The sequence below is a fragment of the Stenotrophomonas sp. GD03877 genome (assembly GCF_029840555.1).
GTDB lineage: Bacteria > Pseudomonadota > Gammaproteobacteria > Xanthomonadales > Xanthomonadaceae > Stenotrophomonas > Stenotrophomonas geniculata.
Map to the genome: position 1 here is coordinate 1 of NZ_JAOCCT010000059.1, position 15,953 is coordinate 15,953.

15 protein-coding genes are annotated in these 15,953 nt (G+C 67.9%); 5 read left to right on the plus strand and 10 right to left on the minus strand.

What is annotated here, in order from left to right; genetic code table 11:
• Positions 1-85: 85 nt before the first annotated feature.
• On the minus strand, positions 86-1,723 hold the full coding sequence (locus N5D20_RS24090; RefSeq protein ID WP_197579880.1) for an acyl-CoA dehydrogenase family protein: 1,638 nt from the start codon (positions 1,721-1,723) through the stop codon (positions 86-88).
• Between the two features lie 113 nt (positions 1,724-1,836).
• On the opposite strand from N5D20_RS24090, the gene N5D20_RS24095 reads away from it, so the two are divergent.
• From N5D20_RS24095 to pdeM, 4 genes are read left to right on the plus strand one after another with little or no spacing between them, the layout of a single operon-like run.
• Positions 1,837-2,835 carry a ligase-associated DNA damage response exonuclease gene (locus N5D20_RS24095; RefSeq protein ID WP_197579882.1) on the plus strand — a complete coding sequence of 333 codons (999 nt, stop codon included), beginning with the start codon at positions 1,837-1,839 and terminating at the stop codon, positions 2,833-2,835.
• A complete protein-coding gene (locus N5D20_RS24100) occupies positions 2,832-4,439 on the plus strand; it encodes an ATP-dependent DNA ligase (RefSeq protein WP_197579884.1) in 1,608 nt (535 codons plus the stop codon). Before N5D20_RS24095 ends, N5D20_RS24100 begins: the two co-directional genes overlap by 4 nt.
• A complete protein-coding gene (locus N5D20_RS24105; protein ID WP_197579886.1) occupies positions 4,436-6,895 on the plus strand; it encodes a ligase-associated DNA damage response DEXH box helicase in 2,460 nt (819 codons plus the stop codon). The genes N5D20_RS24100 and N5D20_RS24105 overlap by 4 nt, the downstream gene beginning before the upstream one ends.
• Complete coding sequence (gene pdeM / locus N5D20_RS24110) at positions 6,885-7,526, plus strand: ligase-associated DNA damage response endonuclease PdeM (protein ID WP_049436446.1); 642 nt, start codon at positions 6,885-6,887, stop codon at positions 7,524-7,526. Before N5D20_RS24105 ends, pdeM begins: the two co-directional genes overlap by 11 nt.
• A 1-nt stretch (position 7,527) precedes the next feature.
• Here the strand turns inward: pdeM and N5D20_RS24115 are convergent, their stop codons facing one another.
• From N5D20_RS24115 to rlmD, 9 genes are all read right to left on the minus strand, one after another.
• On the minus strand, positions 7,528-7,797 hold the full coding sequence (locus N5D20_RS24115; protein WP_049436447.1) for a hypothetical protein: 270 nt from the start codon (positions 7,795-7,797) through the stop codon (positions 7,528-7,530).
• Between the two features lie 180 nt (positions 7,798-7,977).
• A complete protein-coding gene (locus N5D20_RS24120; RefSeq protein WP_197579888.1) occupies positions 7,978-9,246 on the minus strand; it encodes an NAD(P)/FAD-dependent oxidoreductase in 1,269 nt (422 codons plus the stop codon).
• 103 nt (positions 9,247-9,349) lie between these two features.
• Positions 9,350-9,556 (minus strand): cold-shock protein, encoded by a 207-nt coding sequence (locus N5D20_RS24125; protein ID WP_005410590.1) that lies wholly within the window; start codon positions 9,554-9,556, stop codon positions 9,350-9,352.
• 88 nt (positions 9,557-9,644) lie between these two features.
• On the minus strand, positions 9,645-10,391 hold the full coding sequence (locus tag N5D20_RS24130; protein ID WP_197579890.1) for an S-methyl-5'-thioinosine phosphorylase: 747 nt from the start codon (positions 10,389-10,391) through the stop codon (positions 9,645-9,647).
• 82 nt (positions 10,392-10,473) lie between these two features.
• The gene (locus N5D20_RS24135; protein WP_005410592.1) at positions 10,474-11,028 is read right to left on the minus strand and encodes a hypoxanthine-guanine phosphoribosyltransferase; all 555 of its coding nucleotides are present in this window, start codon (positions 11,026-11,028) and stop codon (positions 10,474-10,476) included.
• Positions 11,028-12,035, minus strand: coding sequence for a beta-N-acetylhexosaminidase (nagZ, locus tag N5D20_RS24140; protein ID WP_010482829.1), 1,008 nt, complete (start codon positions 12,033-12,035; stop codon positions 11,028-11,030). Before nagZ ends, N5D20_RS24135 begins: the two co-directional genes overlap by 1 nt.
• 164 nt (positions 12,036-12,199) lie before the next feature.
• Positions 12,200-12,895: a DsbA family oxidoreductase gene (locus N5D20_RS24145; protein ID WP_010482828.1), complete on the minus strand. Its 696-nt coding sequence runs from the start codon at positions 12,893-12,895 to the stop codon at positions 12,200-12,202.
• Between the two features lie 111 nt (positions 12,896-13,006).
• Complete coding sequence (locus tag N5D20_RS24150; protein ID WP_043402365.1) at positions 13,007-13,492, minus strand: CYTH domain-containing protein; 486 nt, start codon at positions 13,490-13,492, stop codon at positions 13,007-13,009.
• 30 nt (positions 13,493-13,522) lie between these two features.
• Entirely contained in the window at positions 13,523-14,857 is a 1,335-nt protein-coding gene (gene rlmD, locus N5D20_RS24155; protein ID WP_010482826.1) for a 23S rRNA (uracil(1939)-C(5))-methyltransferase RlmD, read from the minus strand.
• 127 nt (positions 14,858-14,984) lie between these two features.
• On the opposite strand from rlmD, the gene N5D20_RS24160 reads away from it, so the two are divergent.
• A complete protein-coding gene (locus N5D20_RS24160; RefSeq protein ID WP_279915236.1) occupies positions 14,985-15,713 on the plus strand; it encodes a hybrid sensor histidine kinase/response regulator in 729 nt (242 codons plus the stop codon).
• The last annotated feature ends 240 nt before the right edge of the window (positions 15,714-15,953 follow it).

The following is a 15,953-nucleotide window of genomic DNA, read 5'->3' on the forward strand; positions in this document are numbered from 1 at the left end:
CACGGCGCCCCCTGCGCAACCTACCCGCGCGGCCCATCCATCAGTATCAGCGCCCACCACGAGGGGCACCGCCGTTGGCTATTCCCTACGGCAGCGCGCGCGCCAGCATCGCCGTCAGCTCCAGCCCCGCCGGCAGCGTCCCAAACGCCAGCCCATGCTCCCCTTCCAGCCGGCTGCGCACGAACGCCTCCGCCATCGGACTGCGCGCACGCAGCAGCAGCGCCGCCTGCAGCAGCAGCGCAGTGCGCTCGCAGAACAGCCGCGCCTGCGCTTGCTCCGGTGGCGGCGCCGCTGCCCAACGCTGCAATGACGCTGCATAGCGCGCATCACGATCAGCCACCGACGCCAGCTCACCGCGCAACGCCGCCATCGCCTCCGGCTCACGCGCCAGCGCGCGCAGCACATCCAGGCACTGGATGTTGCCGCTGCCCTCCCATATCGAATTCAACGGTGCCTGCCGGTACAGGCGCGGCAGCATCGACTCCTCCACGTAGCCCGCACCGCCCAGGCATTCCTGCGCTTCATTGACAAAGGCCGGTGCGCGCTTGCACAGCCAGTACTTGCCCAACGCCGTCCCCAACCGAGCCATCGCCGCTTCATTGGCATCCACACCGGCACGATCCACCGCGCGTGCGATGCGCATCGCCAACACCGTGGCCGCTTCCGACTCCAGCGCCAGATCAGCCAGCACGTTGGTCATCAGCGGGTGCTCGACCAGCAGTTTGCCGAAGGTGCGTCGATGGCGTGCGTGGTGCAGGGCCTGCGCCAGCGCCATGCGCATCTCTGCCGCCGCACCCAGCATGCAGTCCAGGCGGGTCATCATCACCATGCCGATGATGGTGGCCACGCCGCGCCCCTCTTCGCCCACGCGCCATGCCTGTGCGCCGCAGAACTCGACCTCGCTGGAGGCGTTGGCCCAATCGCCAAGCTTGTCCTTCAGCCGCATCAACCGGAACGCATTGCGGTCACCATCGGCCAGCCGGCGCGGCATCAGCAGGCAGGTCAGTCCTCCCGGCGCCTGCGCCAGCACCAGGAAGCCATCGCACATCGGCGCGGAAAAGAACCACTTGTGGCCGACCAGGCGATAACGCTCGCCATCGATCGGTTCGGCGCGCGTGCTGTTGGCACGGACATCCGAGCCGCCCTGCTTCTCGGTCATGCCCATGCCCAGGGTGATGCCGGCCTTGTCCGCCACCGGCACGTCGCGCGGGTCATAGACCGGTGCAGCGGCCTTGCGCGCCCACTCGGCCAGATGCGACTGCGAATGCAGCACCGCCACCGCCGCATGGGTCATGGTCAGCGGGCAGCTGGTGCCCGCCTCGGCCTGGTGATGCAGGTAGCTCAACACCGCACGTGCCACATGTGCGCCAGGCTGCGGCTCATGCCAGGACAATCCTGCGACGCCGTGCGATTTGGCCGTGTCCATCAACCGGTGATAGGCCGGATGGAACTCCACCGTGTCGATGCGATGGCCCTGTGCATCGTGCGTGCGCAGCCGCGGACGATCACGGTTGGCATCGAAGCCGAGCCGGTACAGTTCATCACCGGCGAGTGCACCATAGACACCCAGCCGCGGCGCGAAGCTGGCGGCGCCTTCGCGCTGCACGGCTTCCATCAGCGCCACGTCGTCGGTCCACAACTGTCGCCCTGCGAACGGCGGCGGCTGGTTCAGCACCACATGGGTTTCATACGGCGCGTTGCTGCTGAAGCTGGGTCCACTCATCCGGTCCATCCTGGCGGCAAGAGGTCTGCGCCCCGATTGTGCCGCATCGCCTGCCAAGCCCGTGTTCAGGCCGATTCTCACCCTCTGCACGAGACGCAGGCCACAGTGACCACATGGCAGGCAACGACGATCTGGTGGTGCTGCGCCCGGAGGGGCTGTACTGCGCCGCCGGCGATTTTCATATCGACCCGTGGCGACCGGTAGCGCGCGCGGTCATCACCCATGGCCACGGCGACCATGCCCGTCCGGGCATGGGCGAGTACCACTGCAGCGAAGGCAGCCTGCCGATCCTGCGCTGGCGCCTGGGTGACGTGCCGTTGCAGGCGCATGCCGAGGGTGCCGCATTCCAGCTTGGCCGGGTGCAGGTGTCGCTGCATCCCGCCGGCCACGTGCTCGGTTCGTCACAGGTACGCATCGACGACGGGCAGCAGGTATGGGTCGCCTCGGGCGACTACAAGCGACAACCTGATCCCACCTGCACGCCGTTCGAAGTGGTGCCCTGCGATACCTTCATCACCGAAGCCACGTTCGCACTGCCGATCTACCGCTGGCCGGACACGCCGGCGGTGGCTGCAGAGATCGTGGCGTGGCGCCGCGAATGCGAACAACGTGGCGAGGCGGCGATCCTGCTGTGCTATGCATTGGGCAAGGCGCAACGGGTGCTGGCCGAACTGCGGCCACTGGACGATCGCCCGGCCTGGCTGCATGGCGCCATCGCCAATGGTGTGGCGGTCTACCGGCAGGCCGGCGTACCGATGCTGGAGACGCTCACCGTGGCCGAACAGGGCCGCCAGCCGGATGCCGCCGGCCAGCTGATCCTCGCGCCGCCGTCAGCTGCGGGCACGCCCTGGATGCGTCGCTTCGGCCGCCACCAGCTGGGCTTCGCATCCGGCTGGATGCAGCTGCGCGGCAATCGGCGGCGTCGCAATGTCGATCGCGGTTTCGTCATTTCCGATCACGCCGATTGGCCCGCGCTGCTGCAGACCATCGAACAGACGGGCGCCCAGCGGGTGATCGCTACCCATGGCAATACCGATGCGTTGATTCCGTTCCTGCGCGAGCGCGGCGTGGCTGCCGAAGCCTTCCGTACCGATTTCGGGAGCGAAGAATGAAGGCATTCGCTGCGCTCTACCAGCGCCTGGACCGCAGCACCGCCACGCTGGACAAGCGTGCGGCGCTGGTCGATTACTTCCGCCAGGCGCGTGCGCATGACGCGGCATGGGCGCTGTACCTGCTCAGCGGCGGCAAGGTGGGCGGCGCACGCCGCAGGATCGCCGCCAGCGGCGAACTGCGCGCGTGGGTGAGCGAGGAATCGGGCCTGCCGCCCTGGTTGGTGGAGGACAGCTACGCGCAGGTGGGGGACCTGGCCGAAACGCTGACCCTGCTGCTGGATGATCCATCCCGGCCAGCTGCCGACCGCCCCTTGGCCGAATGGATCGAACAACATCTGCTGGCGGTGGCCAATCAACCCGAAGCAGTGCGCCGTGCGGCGGTCGTCGCAGGCTGGCAGCAGCTGTGCAGCAGCGAACGCCTGGTGTTCAACAAGCTGCTGACCGGTGCCCTGCGTGTAGGTGTTTCGCAGCGGCTGGTACAGCAGGCACTGGCCGAATGGTCCGGCCTGGACATCGCACGCATCGCCCAGCGCATGCTTGGCGAGTGGGTGCCCTCGCCCGGGCTGCTGGCTCAGCTGCTGTCGCCGGATGAGCTGCCGCTTGACCGTCAGCAGCCCTACCCGTTCTTCCTCGCATCGCCACTGGAAGGTGAACCTGCCGAACGGCTCGGCCCGATCGATGACTGGCTGCTGGAATGGAAATGGGATGGCATCCGCCTGCAGCTGCTGCGCCGGCGTGGCGAGGTCGCATTGTGGTCGCGTGGCGAGGAACGACTGGATGGCCGCTTCCCCGAAATCGAGCAGGCGGCGATGGCGCTTCCCGATGGCTGCGTGCTGGACGGCGAGCTGCTGGCCTGGGACGAGACCACCGGCCTGCCGCGTGCCTTCACCGCGCTGCAGACCCGCATCCAGCGCCGTAAACCCGGTGCGGCCACCCTGCGCAATACGCCGGTGCGCGTGCTCGCCTATGACCTGCTGGAACACGATGGCGCGGACCTGCGTGAGCTGCCGTTGCAGGAACGGCGTACGCGGCTCACCGCGGTCATCGGTGACCTGGGTGATGCGCGCATCCAGCTGTCGCCCGACGTTGACGCCGACGATTGGCAACGGGCAGCAGCGATGCGTGACGTGGCACGCGAACGCGGTGTGGAGGGGTTGATGCTGAAGCGGCGCACGTCCCCTTACCAGGCAGGGCGACGACGCGGCGACTGGTGGAAATGGAAGGTCGATCCACTCACGATCGACGCGGTGCTGCTGTACGCCCAGGCCGGCCATGGGCGGCGCAGCACGCTGTACACCGACTACACCTTCGGCGTCTGGGACGGAGACACGCTGGTGCCGGTGGCCAAGGCGTATTCGGGCTTGGACGACAAGGAGATCCTCGCGCTCGACCGCTGGATCCGCGCCAACACCCGCGAGCGCTTCGGGCCGGTGCGCAGCGTGCGCGCCGAACAGGTGTTCGAGCTGGGTTTCGAAGCGGTCAACCGCAGCAGCCGGCACAAGTCCGGAATCGCCGTGCGCTTTCCGCGCATCCTGCGCTGGCGCCACGACAAGCCTGCCAGCGAGGCCGATCAGCTGGCCAGCCTGCAGGCGCTGGCGCGATGAACCGCAGCCAGGCGCTGCGCCGGCTGGAAGACTGGTTCACGGCACGCGGCTGGCGCTCACTGCCATTCCAGCGCGCAATGTGGCGCCACTACCTGGCCGGCGAATCCGGGTTGCTGCATACGCCCACGGGCAGCGGCAAGACGCTGGCGATGTTCGGTGGGCCGTTGCTGCAGGCGCTTATCGATCCACCGCCCTCGCCCCGCCGGGCCAGCGCGGTGCGCCCACTGCAGGTGCTGTGGGTGACGCCTTTGCGCGCGTTGGCCAGTGATACCACCCGCGCCCTTCAGGCCGTCGTCGACGGCCTGGGACTGGGATGGCGTGTCGGCCTGCGCAGCGGTGACGCCAGCAACCGCGAGCGGCGCCAGGCCCGCGAAGGCCGCATCGACGTGCTGGTGACCACGCCCGAATCGCTGGCGCTGCTGCTGAGCTATCCGGATACGCTGCCGCGCATGCGCCAGCTGCGCTGCGTGGTGGTGGACGAATGGCATGAACTGCTGGGCAACAAGCGCGGTGTGCTGCTGCAGTTGAACCTGGCGGTGTTGCGCGACGCCGCACCTGCAGTGCAGCTGTGGGGGCTGTCGGCCACGCTGGGCAATCTGCAGGAGGCACGCGACGTGCTGCTGCCCGGGCAGCCCGACGTGCCCATCGTGCAGGGCGTGCGCCCGCGTGCAATCAGCGTCCGCAGCCTGCTGCCCGACCCCGGCGAACGTTTCCCCTGGGCGGGGCATCTGGGCCTGGCGCAACTGCCTCGCGTGCTGGGCGCGTTGATGCAGGCACGCAGCAGCCTGTTGTTCACCAATACGCGTGCGCAGGCGGAACTATGGCATCAGGCACTGGCCGCGGTCTGGCCCGAGGACCAGGACACGCTTGCGCTGCACCACGGCTCACTGGATCCGGCGCTGCGCCAGCAGGTGGAGGATGGCCTGCGCGCGGGCGTGCTGCGCTGCGTGGTTGCCACCTCCAGCCTCGACCTCGGCGTGGACTTCCCTGAGGTTGAGCAGGTACTGCAGCTGGGCAGCCCGAAGGGTGTGGCCCGCCTGCGCCAACGCGCCGGACGTGCGCGCCACCGCCCAGGCGCCAGCGGCGCCATCCTGTGCGTGCCCAGCCATGCGCTGGAACTGGCCGAGTACGCCGCCGTGCGCCGTGCATTGGCCGAAGGCGTGGTCGAAGCACGCAGGCCGCCGACACTGTCGCTGGATGTGCTGGCCCAGCATGCGGTCAGCCGCGCGCTGGCCGGTGGCTTCGACAGCGACGCGCTACTGGCGCAGGTGCGGCGCACCCACGCCTTCGCATCGCTCGGCGACGACCAATGGCAGGCCGTGCTGACCTTCATCGTGCAGGGCGGCCAGGCGCTGGCCCAGTACCCTGATTTCCACAAGGTCGTGCGCGATGACGACGGCTGCTACCGCATGCACGATCGCCGCCAGGTACTGCGTCATCGGCTGTCGATCGGCACCATCAGCAGCGATGGCAGCGTGCGCGTGCAGTTCCTGCGTGGGGGTGGCCTGGGCGCCGTGGAAGAACAGTTCGCCAGCCGCCTGCGCCGTGGTGATCGCTTCCAGTTCGCCGGGCGCCTGCTGGAACTGGTGCAGCTGCGCGACATGACCGCCTTCGTGCGGTTGGCGCGAGGGCGCGGTGATGGTGTGGTGCCGCGCTGGCAGGGAGGCCAGTTGCCGCTGTCGATGCCGCTCGGCCGTGAGCTGGAGTGGGTACTGTCCGGTGCCGACGACAGTGCCGAATCACGCTGGTTGTCACCGTTGCTGGCACTGCAGCAGCAGTTGTCGGCGCTTCCCGGCCCGGAACATCTGCTGGTGGAAGAGGTGCGGCGCCGCGAAGGCCAGTTCCTGTTCGTCTACCCCTTTGCGGGCCGCCACGTGCACGAGGCGCTGGCCGCCCTGCTGGCACTGCGCTGTACCCGCTGGCAGCGCAACAGCATCGGCTATGCGGTGAACGATCATGGCCTGGTGCTGGCACCGGCGCAGGCGATCGATCTGGATGCGGCGCAATGGCGCGCATTGTTCACCCCCGATCAGCTGCTGGACGATCTGCGCGCGGCAGTGAACCTGGGCGAGCTGGCGCGGCGCCAGTTCCGTGGCATCGCACGCGTATCCGGCCTGCTGGTGCCCAGCCTGCCCGGCGGCATGCCGCGGTCGCTGCGCCAGCTGCAGGCCTCGGCGGGCCTGCTCTACGACGTACTGCGCGAGCATGATCCCGGCCACCTGCTGTTGGCATTGGCCGAACGCGAAGTGCTGCACGACAGCCTGGACCTCCCAGGGCTGCAGCAGGTACTGGCAAGGATCGGCATGCAGGTCCTCTCGGTGCAGCACCCGGCGTCACTCACACCGCTGGGCTTTCCACTGTGGGCCGAACGCCTGCGCGGGCAGTTCAGCAACGAAGACTGGCGCACCCGTGTGCAACGCGCGGCCCAGCAGCTGGAGCGCCGCCATGGCCGATGAACTGCCGCTGCTGCGCGCCGGCGAATCGCTGATTCTGCTTGGCGCGCGTGCACTGTACTGGCCTGCGCGGCAGGCGCTGTTGATCGCCGACCTGCACCTGGGCAAGGCCGATGCATTCCGTCGTGCCGGCATCGCGTTGCCCAGCGGCGGCACCGGCGAAGACCTGCAACGCCTGCAGGGGCTGCTGTACAGGCATGCCTGCCGCGAGCTGTGGATCCTGGGCGACATCCTGCATGGGCCAGCGCATCGCGCTGCCTGGTACCAGCAATGGCTGGGATGGCGTGAACGCAATGCTGCACTGGACGTGCATGTTCTGCGCGGCAATCACGACCGCCAGCTGCCGCATGCGCAGTTGCAGGTCCAGATCCACGATGAAGTACGGCTGGGGCCGTTCCTGCTTCGGCATGAGCCGATGCCCGATGCAGAGCTGCATGTGATCGCCGGGCATCTGCATCCGCAGGTTGCCTTGCCGCCCCTGCGGCGGCGCTTCGCCGCGTTCTGGCTGCGCGACCGGATGACAATCCTGCCCGCCTTCTCCGCGTTTACCGCCGGAATCGTCCCTGCCCCCGTCCCTGGCGAGCAGATGATCGTCTGCGTGCAGGGCGGCCTGGTGGAACTGCCGGAGGCTTGAATCAGGCCGGACGAATACCCAGCTGCGGCATCAACCGGAAATCAGGCGTGTCATCTTCACGTCGCCGCGGCAACGCCTGGATCGCCGCCAGCATCTCCTGCGCGCAGGTGCGGATGCGTGCGTGGTGCTCCGCTGATGCATGACTGATCAGGTTGCCGACATGGAACTCGAACACGTCCTCCAGTACGTCGGGCTGGTCCTCGTGCAGCATCTGCAGCAATCCGCGCAGCTTGCAGATTTCCGATTCCAGCTCCTCGACCGCGAACAACATGGCGTCCTCCTCTTCAACAACAGGCGGCACGTCCGGGCCGCAACAGGCCGCAACGGCAGCGCCGCCCGGGCCACGCGCGATGTTGATCACGGAAAGGAAAACGGGCGACGCGCAATCGCGTGCAACCTACTTCTCGCATATCCGCGGTGAGGCAACCGTTAATTCACGTGACGACGCGCTTCACGCATTGGCCGTGATCGCGTTGATGCGAGGCATCTCCGCTGCGATGGCCAGTGCGTCTACGAAAGCCGGATCCAGTGCCAGCGAGCCAAACCAACCATGCTGCGTGCCACTGAGCACCCGCAGCATGTGGCCACGACCACCGGGCAGGCGCCCCATCGGGCCCAGCAGCACATCACGCGCCTTGGCCCAGGCGTCGCGGTCGGACTGGAACAGCGGCGTCAGCCAACGACTCCAGCGCTGGTACACCGCAACGTGCGCCCTGCGTTGCGCCTGGTACGCCTGCAACGCTTCGGCACCACCGCCATGCGTGCGAACGGCATCGCGCAATGCCAACGCATCGAGCAGCGCCATGTTCACCCCCTGCCCCAGCTGCGGGCTCATCGCGTGCGCGGCATCACCGGCCAGCACCATGCGGCCCTGGTGCCAGCGCGTCATCACCGCATCACGGTAGACCGCGCGCGCCATCTGGCCGGCATCGCGCAGATGGGCGAAGCGCGCACTGGCCTGCGGCCACAGTGCATGCAGTTCATCCAGCCAGGGGGCCATGCCGTCGGCCTGCCAGCGCTCGAAGTCGGCGCGTGGCAGGCTCCAGAAGAAGCTCAGGCGCGGCGTGTCATCACCGGGGCGCGTACCGACCGGCAGCAGCCCGATCATCTTGCGCGCGGCCACGTAGCGCTGGCGCAGCTCCCGCACGTGCGGCCAGTCTTCGGCCGGCAGCAGGCACCACAGCGCCCCCCACGGATACACGCGGTCCAGCCCGGCACCGCCGGCGATCGTGCCGCGCAGCGTCGAGGCGGCGCCATCGGCGGCCACCACCAGATCGAACGGACCGTGCATGCGACCGTCGCTGTCGCGCAGGCGGCCCTGCTCGGCATCCACCGCCGCGATGCTGACGCCCGCATGCAACTGGCCTGCACCCGCGCGCGCTTCATCCAGCAGCGAGAACAAGGCCCCGCGCTGCATGCCCAGGCCGTGCAGGCGCGCATCCAGTCCGTCGTAACGCATGTCCATCACCGCGCGCTCGCACGGCGTGTCGCCATACAGGCGGTGCACCGGCGCGGCATGTGCGCGCACGGAATCAAGCAGGCCCATCTGCCACAGTACCTGCAGGCCGCTGGGCTGCAGCAGGAAGCCGGCGCCCACCGGCCCCGGCGTGGGCACGCGTTCGAAGATCTCCACCTCGTGGCCGTCACGGGTGAGCAGGATGGACACTGCCTGTCCAGCGGTGCCGTAGCCGATCACGGCGATGCGCAGTCGTTCCTTCATGGGCGCATTGTGCCCGAGGTGGGTGGATCGCGAACGGGCCGCAGGCATGCCGCGCAAAAAAAAACCCCGCCGGAGCGGGGTTTTCAACGCACTGTCGAGTGGATCACTCGGCCGGCGTGATGTTCGAAGCCTGGGCACCCTTCGGGCCCTGGGTCACGTCATAGGTGACACGCTGGCCTTCCTGCAGGCTGCGGAAGCCCTTGGAGTTGATGGCGGAGAAGTGCGCGAACACGTCGGCGCTGCCATCCTCCGGCGAGATGAAGCCAAATCCCTTGGCGTCGTTGAACCACTTGACGGTACCGTTCGGCATGGTGATGCGAGACCTTATGCAATGAATGGGTGGTGTACGCTGAACCCGCGCACAAGCTGAGTATGCAAAGCTTGCTCGGGGAAGACAATCACCCCCGTGCCAATTCGCCCACCAGTTCCGGAAGTCCGTTGCCGGCCGCCTGCACGTTGGCCAGCACTTCGGCCATCGTAATCTCCTCGCCATCACCACACCCGGCAGCCCAGTTTGCGATGATCGCCAGGCAGGCGTAATCCAGCCCCAGCTCGCGTGCCAGCGCGGCTTCCGGCATGCCGGTCATGCCCACCAGGTCGCAGCCGTCGCGGCGCATACGGGCGATTTCAGCGATGGTTTCCAGGCGCGGGCCCTGCGTTGCGCCGTAGCAGCCACCGTCATGGACCGTGACACCGGTCACTTTGGCCGCGGCCAGGATCTTGCTGCGCAGCATCGGCGTGTACGGGTGGCCGAAATCGACGTGGACCACGTCGGTGCCTTCTTCTTCACAGATCGTGCTGATGCGGCCCCAGGTGTAGTCGATGATCTGGTCCGGGCAGGCCAGCACGCACGGACCAAAGTGTTCGGTGATGCCCCCCACCGTGTTCAACGCCAGCACGCGCTGCGCGCCCAGTTGCTGCAGCGCGGCCAGGTTGGCGCGGTAGTTGATCTTGTGCGGCGGCAGCGAATGGCCTTCGCCATGCCGCGCCAGGAACGCCACGCGATGGCCGAGCAGCGTACCGACGCGCACCGGGCCCGACGGGCGGCCGAAGCGGGTGTCGACCTCGTGGGTCTGCACATCGTCAAGCTTGGCCAGATTGTAGACACCGGTACCGCCGATCACGGCCAGGGCGATCTGTTGCATTCGAAGCACTCCATGAAAAGACGAACGCCGGCACCCGAGGATGCCGGCGGCAGAAGAAGACGCGCCGCGGGCGGCTGCGCCGTTATTCCTTCATCGCGTAGATGGCCGGCACGCAGCGCAGGGTTTCATTGACGTCCATGCCGAAGCCGAACACGTAGCGGTCCGGCAGTTCGATGCCGGCGTAGTCGGCGGTCACGTCCGGCAGCGCGCGGTCGTGCTTCTTCACCGTCATCGCGGCGATGCGCACGTCGGTCGCGCCCTGTTCCAGGCACCAGGTGCGCACACCCTGCAGGGTGTAGCCCTCGTCCAGGATATCGTCAACCAGCAGCACGCGGCGGCCGAACAGCGAAGTGGCCGGCTTGTGCTTCCAGACCAGGTCGCCGCCGGTGGTTTCACCGCGGTAACGGGTAGCGTGCAGGTAATCGAACTGCACGTCCTGGCCGCGCGCGCCCAGTTCCAGCGCCAGCTGGCCGGCGAACGGCAGCGCACCGTGCATGATGGACAGGAACAGCGGCACCTCGCCCTTGTAATCGCGCGCGATGGCGTCGGCGATACCAGCGATGGCCTTGTCGATGGTGGGGCGGTCGACCAGCAGGTCAGCCTGGGCCAGGGCCTGGGAAATGGTGAGGTTGGGCATCAGACGGTTCTTCCAAGGGTTTCAAGCAGACGGGATTGGGTGTCGCCATGGCGGGCATCGGCCAGCAGGCCATCCCAGCCAAGCGCGCCACGGCCGATCAGGCCCAGCAGCGCAGCAGTATTGAGGGAGCGTCCCTGCACCGCGTGCAGGGCTTCATCGACCAGTTCCGGGTGGCAGACCAGCACCACGTCGCAGCCGGCATCCAGATGCGCGTGCACGCGCGCGGGCACACCACCGGCGCTGTGCGAGGCGGCCATGCCGATGTCATCGGAGAACACCACGCCGCGGAAGCCGAGCTCGCCGCGCAGGATGTCCTGGATCCAGCGCGGCGAATAGCCGGCCGGTTCAGGCGCAATCTGCGGGTAGATCACGTGCGCCATCATCACCGCGTCGGCACCGGCGGCGATGCCGGCCTGGAATGGCACCAGGTCCTGCGCGCGCAGCTCGTCCAGCGCGCGCGGGTCGATCGCGGTATCCACGTGGGTGTCTTCCAGCACGGTACCGTGGCCGGGGAAATGCTTGAGCGTGGCGGCCATGCCGACCGAATGCATGCCGCGCACGTAGGCGGCGGTGAACGCGGCCACCACCTGCGGGTCTTCACTGAAGGCGCGGTTGCCGATGGCACGGTTGCCACGGCCAAGGTCGACCACCGGCGCGAAGCTCAGGTCCACACCGCTGGCCCGTACCTCGCTGGCCATCAGCCAGGCGTGCCGTTCGGCCAATGCCAAGGCCTGCTGCGGGTCGGTGGCATACAGCGCACCAATGTCCTGCAGTGGCGGCAGATCGCTGTAACCCTCGCGGAAACGCTGCACGCGGCCGCCTTCCTGGTCCACGCAGATCAGCTGCGGGCGTGGGGCAGCGGCGCGGATGGCCGCGCTCAGATCGGTCACCTGCTGGCGCGAGGCGAAGTTGCGCTTGAACAGCACCACCCCGGCCACGGCATCGTGCTGCAGCCAGTCACGTTCCTGGGCGGTCAGTTCGGTACCGGCAACGCCGATCAGCAGCATGGTCGATCTCCACAACGCGCGCCCGCATGGCGCAGTGCCGCATTGTCGCAGAACCGGCCGACAGGCGCAGTGGTCAGAAAAAGGGGACGGAGGGGATCAAGGCGCAATCGACCCAGGTGGGCTGGATACCTCTTGATCCCCTCCGTCCCCTTTTGGGGGGCAGGTCAGACCTTGCAGCCGTCCGGGCCGCAGGCCTCGTCGCCGTCAGCCGACGCTGCCGGAGCGCCCTGTTCGGCCGCGATCTGGCGCAGGGCGTTGGCGAAGGCCTCCGGCGGCTGTGCCCCGGAAATGGCCCACTTCCCATCGATGACGAAGGTAGGCACCGAAGAAACGCCCAATGCGTGGGCCTGCGCCAGCTTGGCTTCGACCTCGGCCAGGCCGCGGTCGGAGGCCAGCATCTGCGCGATTTCGCCGGCGTCGAGGCCGCCCGCCACGCCGGCCTTGATCAGCACCGAGGGGTCGGCCAGGTTCTGGCCATGCTCGAAGTGGGCGCGGAACAGAGCCTCGCCGACCGCATCCTGCACGCCGTGCTCGCCGGCCAGCCACAGCACCCGGTGCGCCGGCAGCGTGGTCACCCGCACCTGGCCCTGGCTGAAGTCCATCGGCAGGCCCTCGGCACGCGCGGTGGTCTGGGTCTGGCCGAGGATCTGCTCGGTACGCTCGACGCCCCCGAACTTGCGCACGTAGGCCTCGCGCAGCGGCACCGGGGTGGCGTCCGCATCCGGATCCAGCTGGAACGGCTGCCAGTGGATATCGAGTTCAGGCGCGTTCGCGCCCAGCAACTGCACGCCCTGCTGGAAACGATGCTTGCCGATCCAGCACCAGGGGCAGACCACGTCGGAGTAGATATCGATTCTCATCCCCACGACATGGGGCCCGCCTCCCTCGTTAAAAGGGGACGGAGGGGACTAAGTCGGTTCCCGCACAGGTGGGGTAAAGACGACTTAATCCATCCGTCCCCTTTTTGGGGTTCACCACTGTGAATAGGGGTGACTGGCCAGCGCGACGTTGTAGTAGCGCGCATCGTCGGTGACTTCGGCACCCACCCAATCCGGCAGGTCGATCGCCTGGTCGGCGCTGTCCAGCTCGACCTCGGCCACCACCAGGCCGGCGTTGTCGCCGAGGAACTCGTCCACCTCCCAGGTCAGGCCGGCGTGCTCGACCAGATGACGGCGCTTGTCGATCAGGCCACCTACGCACAGCGCCAGCAGTGCGCGTGCATCGTCCACCGGGATCGGGTAATCGAACTCCTGGCGGGTATGGCCGATGGTGCGCGACTTCAGGTTCAACGCGGCGTGGTCGCCTTCGATGCGCACCCGCACCGAGGCGTTCTGGGTGCCGCGGTCAAGCGCCCCCATGTCGTTGATGTAGCCCTGCGCCATCGGGATCACCCGGTGCGCGGCGGCGCGCCAGCCATCGCTGCTGACGAGGAATTTGCGTTCGATTTCGATGCCCATCGCACCATTATGCGCGATGGGCATGACAGATCAGCGCTTCTCGAACACCGCGATGCTTTCCACGTGCGCGGTGTGCGGGAACATGTCCATGGCACCGGCGCTGACCAGGGTGAAGCCCTGTTCGTTGACCAGGTAGCCGGCATCGCGGGCCAGCGAGCCCGGGTGGCAGCTGACGTAGACGATGCGCTTGAACTGCTTCAGCGGCAGCTGCTGCAGCACTTCGATCGCGCCCGAGCGCGGCGGGTCCAGCAGCAGCTTGTCGAAGCCCTGGCGCATCCACGGCGTGCTGCGCTGATCCTGGGTCAGGTCGGCGCTGAAGAACTGGGCGTTGGCCAGGCCATTTCGCTCGGCATTCTCACGGGCACGCGCGACGAGGCCGGCATCTCCTTCCACACCCACCACTTCGCGCACGCGACGCGCCAGCGGCAGGGTGAAGTTGCCCAGGCCGCAGAACAGGTCCAGCACGCGCTCGTCCTCACCCGGTTCCAGCAGGTCCAGGGCGTGGGCGATCATCTTCTCGTTGAGCTTGGCATTGACCTGGATGAAGTCCAGCGGACGGAACGCCAGCTCCACATCCCACGGCGCCAGCCGGAACGACAGCGGCACGCCCTGCCCGTCCAGCGGCTGCACGGTGTCCACGCCACCGGACTGCAGGTAGATCACGAAGCCATGCTGCTGGCCGAAGGCAGCCCAGGCCGCACGATCGGCATCGCTGAGCGGCTGCAGGTGACGCACGGTCAGGACCACGGCCTGGTCACCGGCGATGAACTCGATCTGCGGGATATCGCGCTTGCCATCGAGCGATTCGATGAAGGTGGACAGCGCCTCGACCTTGGTGCCGATCTCCGGGATCACGGTCAGGCACTGGCTGAGGTCGGCGACGAAACGCGGATCCTGTTCACGGAAACCGACCAGGGTCTTGTCCTTCTTCTCGACCCGGCGCACCGAGAAGCGGCCCTTGCGCCGGTAGCCCCAGCTCTCGCCGACCAGCGGCGCCAGCACGGTACCCGGCTTCACGTGGCCGATGCGTTCCAGGTTGTCCATCAGCACGCGCTGCTTGGCGACGATCTGCTGGTCTTCGTCCAGGTGCTGCAGCACGCAGCCGGCGCAGGTGCCGAAGTGCGGGCACTTCGGGGTCACGCGCTGCGGCGAGGCCTTCAGCACTTCCACCGTGCGCGCTTCGTCGAAATGGCGGCTGCGGGCGGTCTGTTCGGCCATGACCACCTCACCCGGCAGTGCGCCGCTGACGAAGGTGACCTTGCCGCCTTCACCCTCACGGCGGGCGACGCCGCGACCATCATGGCTGAGGTCGAGGATCTCGGTCTGGAACGGGGTACGGTCGATGCGGGAGCGGGATCGGGCCACGTGGCAACAGGCTGCGGGCAAAAATGGGGGCGTATTGTCGCAGATCCTGACCGGCAGGGCCCGGACCCGCTTGCGCCCGCCGCCGCCGTGCTTGATGATTGCAACAGCTGACATGGAGGCAGCCCTGATGCAGATGACCCCGCGGGCCAGCCGGCCCCGCTTCCTGCTTGTCGAGGACGACATCATCAGCCGCGGTTTTTTCAAGGCGGCGTTGGAAACGTTACCGGCGGACGTGGACACCGCAGATTCACTGGCCAGTGCGCTGGCGAGCGCCGAACCCGGCGCGCATGACCTGTGGCTGATCGACGTCAACCTGCCGGACGGCAACGACGCGCAGCTGCTGCGCGAACTGCGCCGTTCACACCCCGATACCCCCGCGTTGGCGCATACCGCCGATGGCGACACCTCCATCCATGCCCGCCTGCGTGAAGCTGGCTTCAGCGACACGCTGGTCAAGCCGCTGGGCCGCGACCAGTTGCTGAAAGCCGTGCGCCGCGCGCTGGTGAACAGCCCAGCGGGGATCTTCGTTGCCCCGGCCCCGGCAGCGGTCGAGCTGCAGGTGCAGGACTGGGACGAGACCGCGGCACTGGCCGCGCTCAATGGCCAGCGCAACCACCTGATCGCCCTGCGCGAGCTGTTCCTGGCCGAGTTGCCGGGGGTACGCGACGCGGTCGAGCAGGCCGTGGACCAGCACGACGAGCGCCAGCTGCGCAGCCAGCTGCACCGGTTGCAGGCCAGTTGTGGTTTTGTCGGGGCGGCACGGCTGGGACGCGCGGTGCGGCAGCTGCATCATGCGCCGGAGTCAGGGCAGGCCCAGGACGGGTTCCGCGCGGCGGTGGCGGCCCTGCTGCATTGAGGGTGTTCGGCAGGGCTTGCAGCCCTGCACCTGCTTCAAGCCAGAGCAACAGCCGAAGCAACGGCAACAGCGGGCATCCCGTGGAATGGCGGGGCACTGTGGGTATGCGGGGACGGCGCAAGTACGTCCATGTAGCCTTGGTCGCGCCATCCATGGCGCTCACACCCCGCAAACCCACAGTGCCCCGCCTTCGACAGTTGACCGGTGGCCAGTAGATCCACGCCATGCGTGGATGAATCT

Excerpts from the sequence above, each read along its gene's own strand:
- N5D20_RS24090 (WP_197579880.1), bottom strand. The coding sequence starts at position 1,723 with ATGAGTGGACCCAGCTTCAGCAGCAACGCGCCGTATGAAACCCATGTG.
- N5D20_RS24095 (WP_197579882.1), top strand. The coding sequence starts at position 1,837 with ATGGCAGGCAACGACGATCTGGTGGTGCTGCGCCCGGAGGGGCTGTAC.
- N5D20_RS24100 (WP_197579884.1), top strand. The coding sequence starts at position 2,832 with ATGAAGGCATTCGCTGCGCTCTACCAGCGCCTGGACCGCAGCACCGCC.
- N5D20_RS24105 (WP_197579886.1), top strand. The coding sequence starts at position 4,436 with ATGAACCGCAGCCAGGCGCTGCGCCGGCTGGAAGACTGGTTCACGGCA.
- pdeM (WP_049436446.1), top strand. The coding sequence starts at position 6,885 with ATGGCCGATGAACTGCCGCTGCTGCGCGCCGGCGAATCGCTGATTCTG.
- N5D20_RS24115 (WP_049436447.1), bottom strand. The coding sequence starts at position 7,797 with ATGTTGTTCGCGGTCGAGGAGCTGGAATCGGAAATCTGCAAGCTGCGC.
- N5D20_RS24120 (WP_197579888.1), bottom strand. The coding sequence starts at position 9,246 with ATGAAGGAACGACTGCGCATCGCCGTGATCGGCTACGGCACCGCTGGA.
- N5D20_RS24125 (WP_005410590.1), bottom strand. The coding sequence starts at position 9,556 with ATGCCGAACGGTACCGTCAAGTGGTTCAACGACGCCAAGGGATTTGGC.
- N5D20_RS24130 (WP_197579890.1), bottom strand. The coding sequence starts at position 10,391 with ATGCAACAGATCGCCCTGGCCGTGATCGGCGGTACCGGTGTCTACAAT.
- N5D20_RS24135 (WP_005410592.1), bottom strand. The coding sequence starts at position 11,028 with ATGCCCAACCTCACCATTTCCCAGGCCCTGGCCCAGGCTGACCTGCTG.
- nagZ (WP_010482829.1), bottom strand. The coding sequence starts at position 12,035 with ATGCTGCTGATCGGCGTTGCCGGTACCGAACTGACCGCCCAGGAACGT.
- N5D20_RS24145 (WP_010482828.1), bottom strand. The coding sequence starts at position 12,895 with ATGAGAATCGATATCTACTCCGACGTGGTCTGCCCCTGGTGCTGGATC.
- N5D20_RS24150 (WP_043402365.1), bottom strand. The coding sequence starts at position 13,492 with ATGGGCATCGAAATCGAACGCAAATTCCTCGTCAGCAGCGATGGCTGG.
- N5D20_RS24160 (WP_279915236.1), top strand. The coding sequence starts at position 14,985 with ATGCAGATGACCCCGCGGGCCAGCCGGCCCCGCTTCCTGCTTGTCGAG.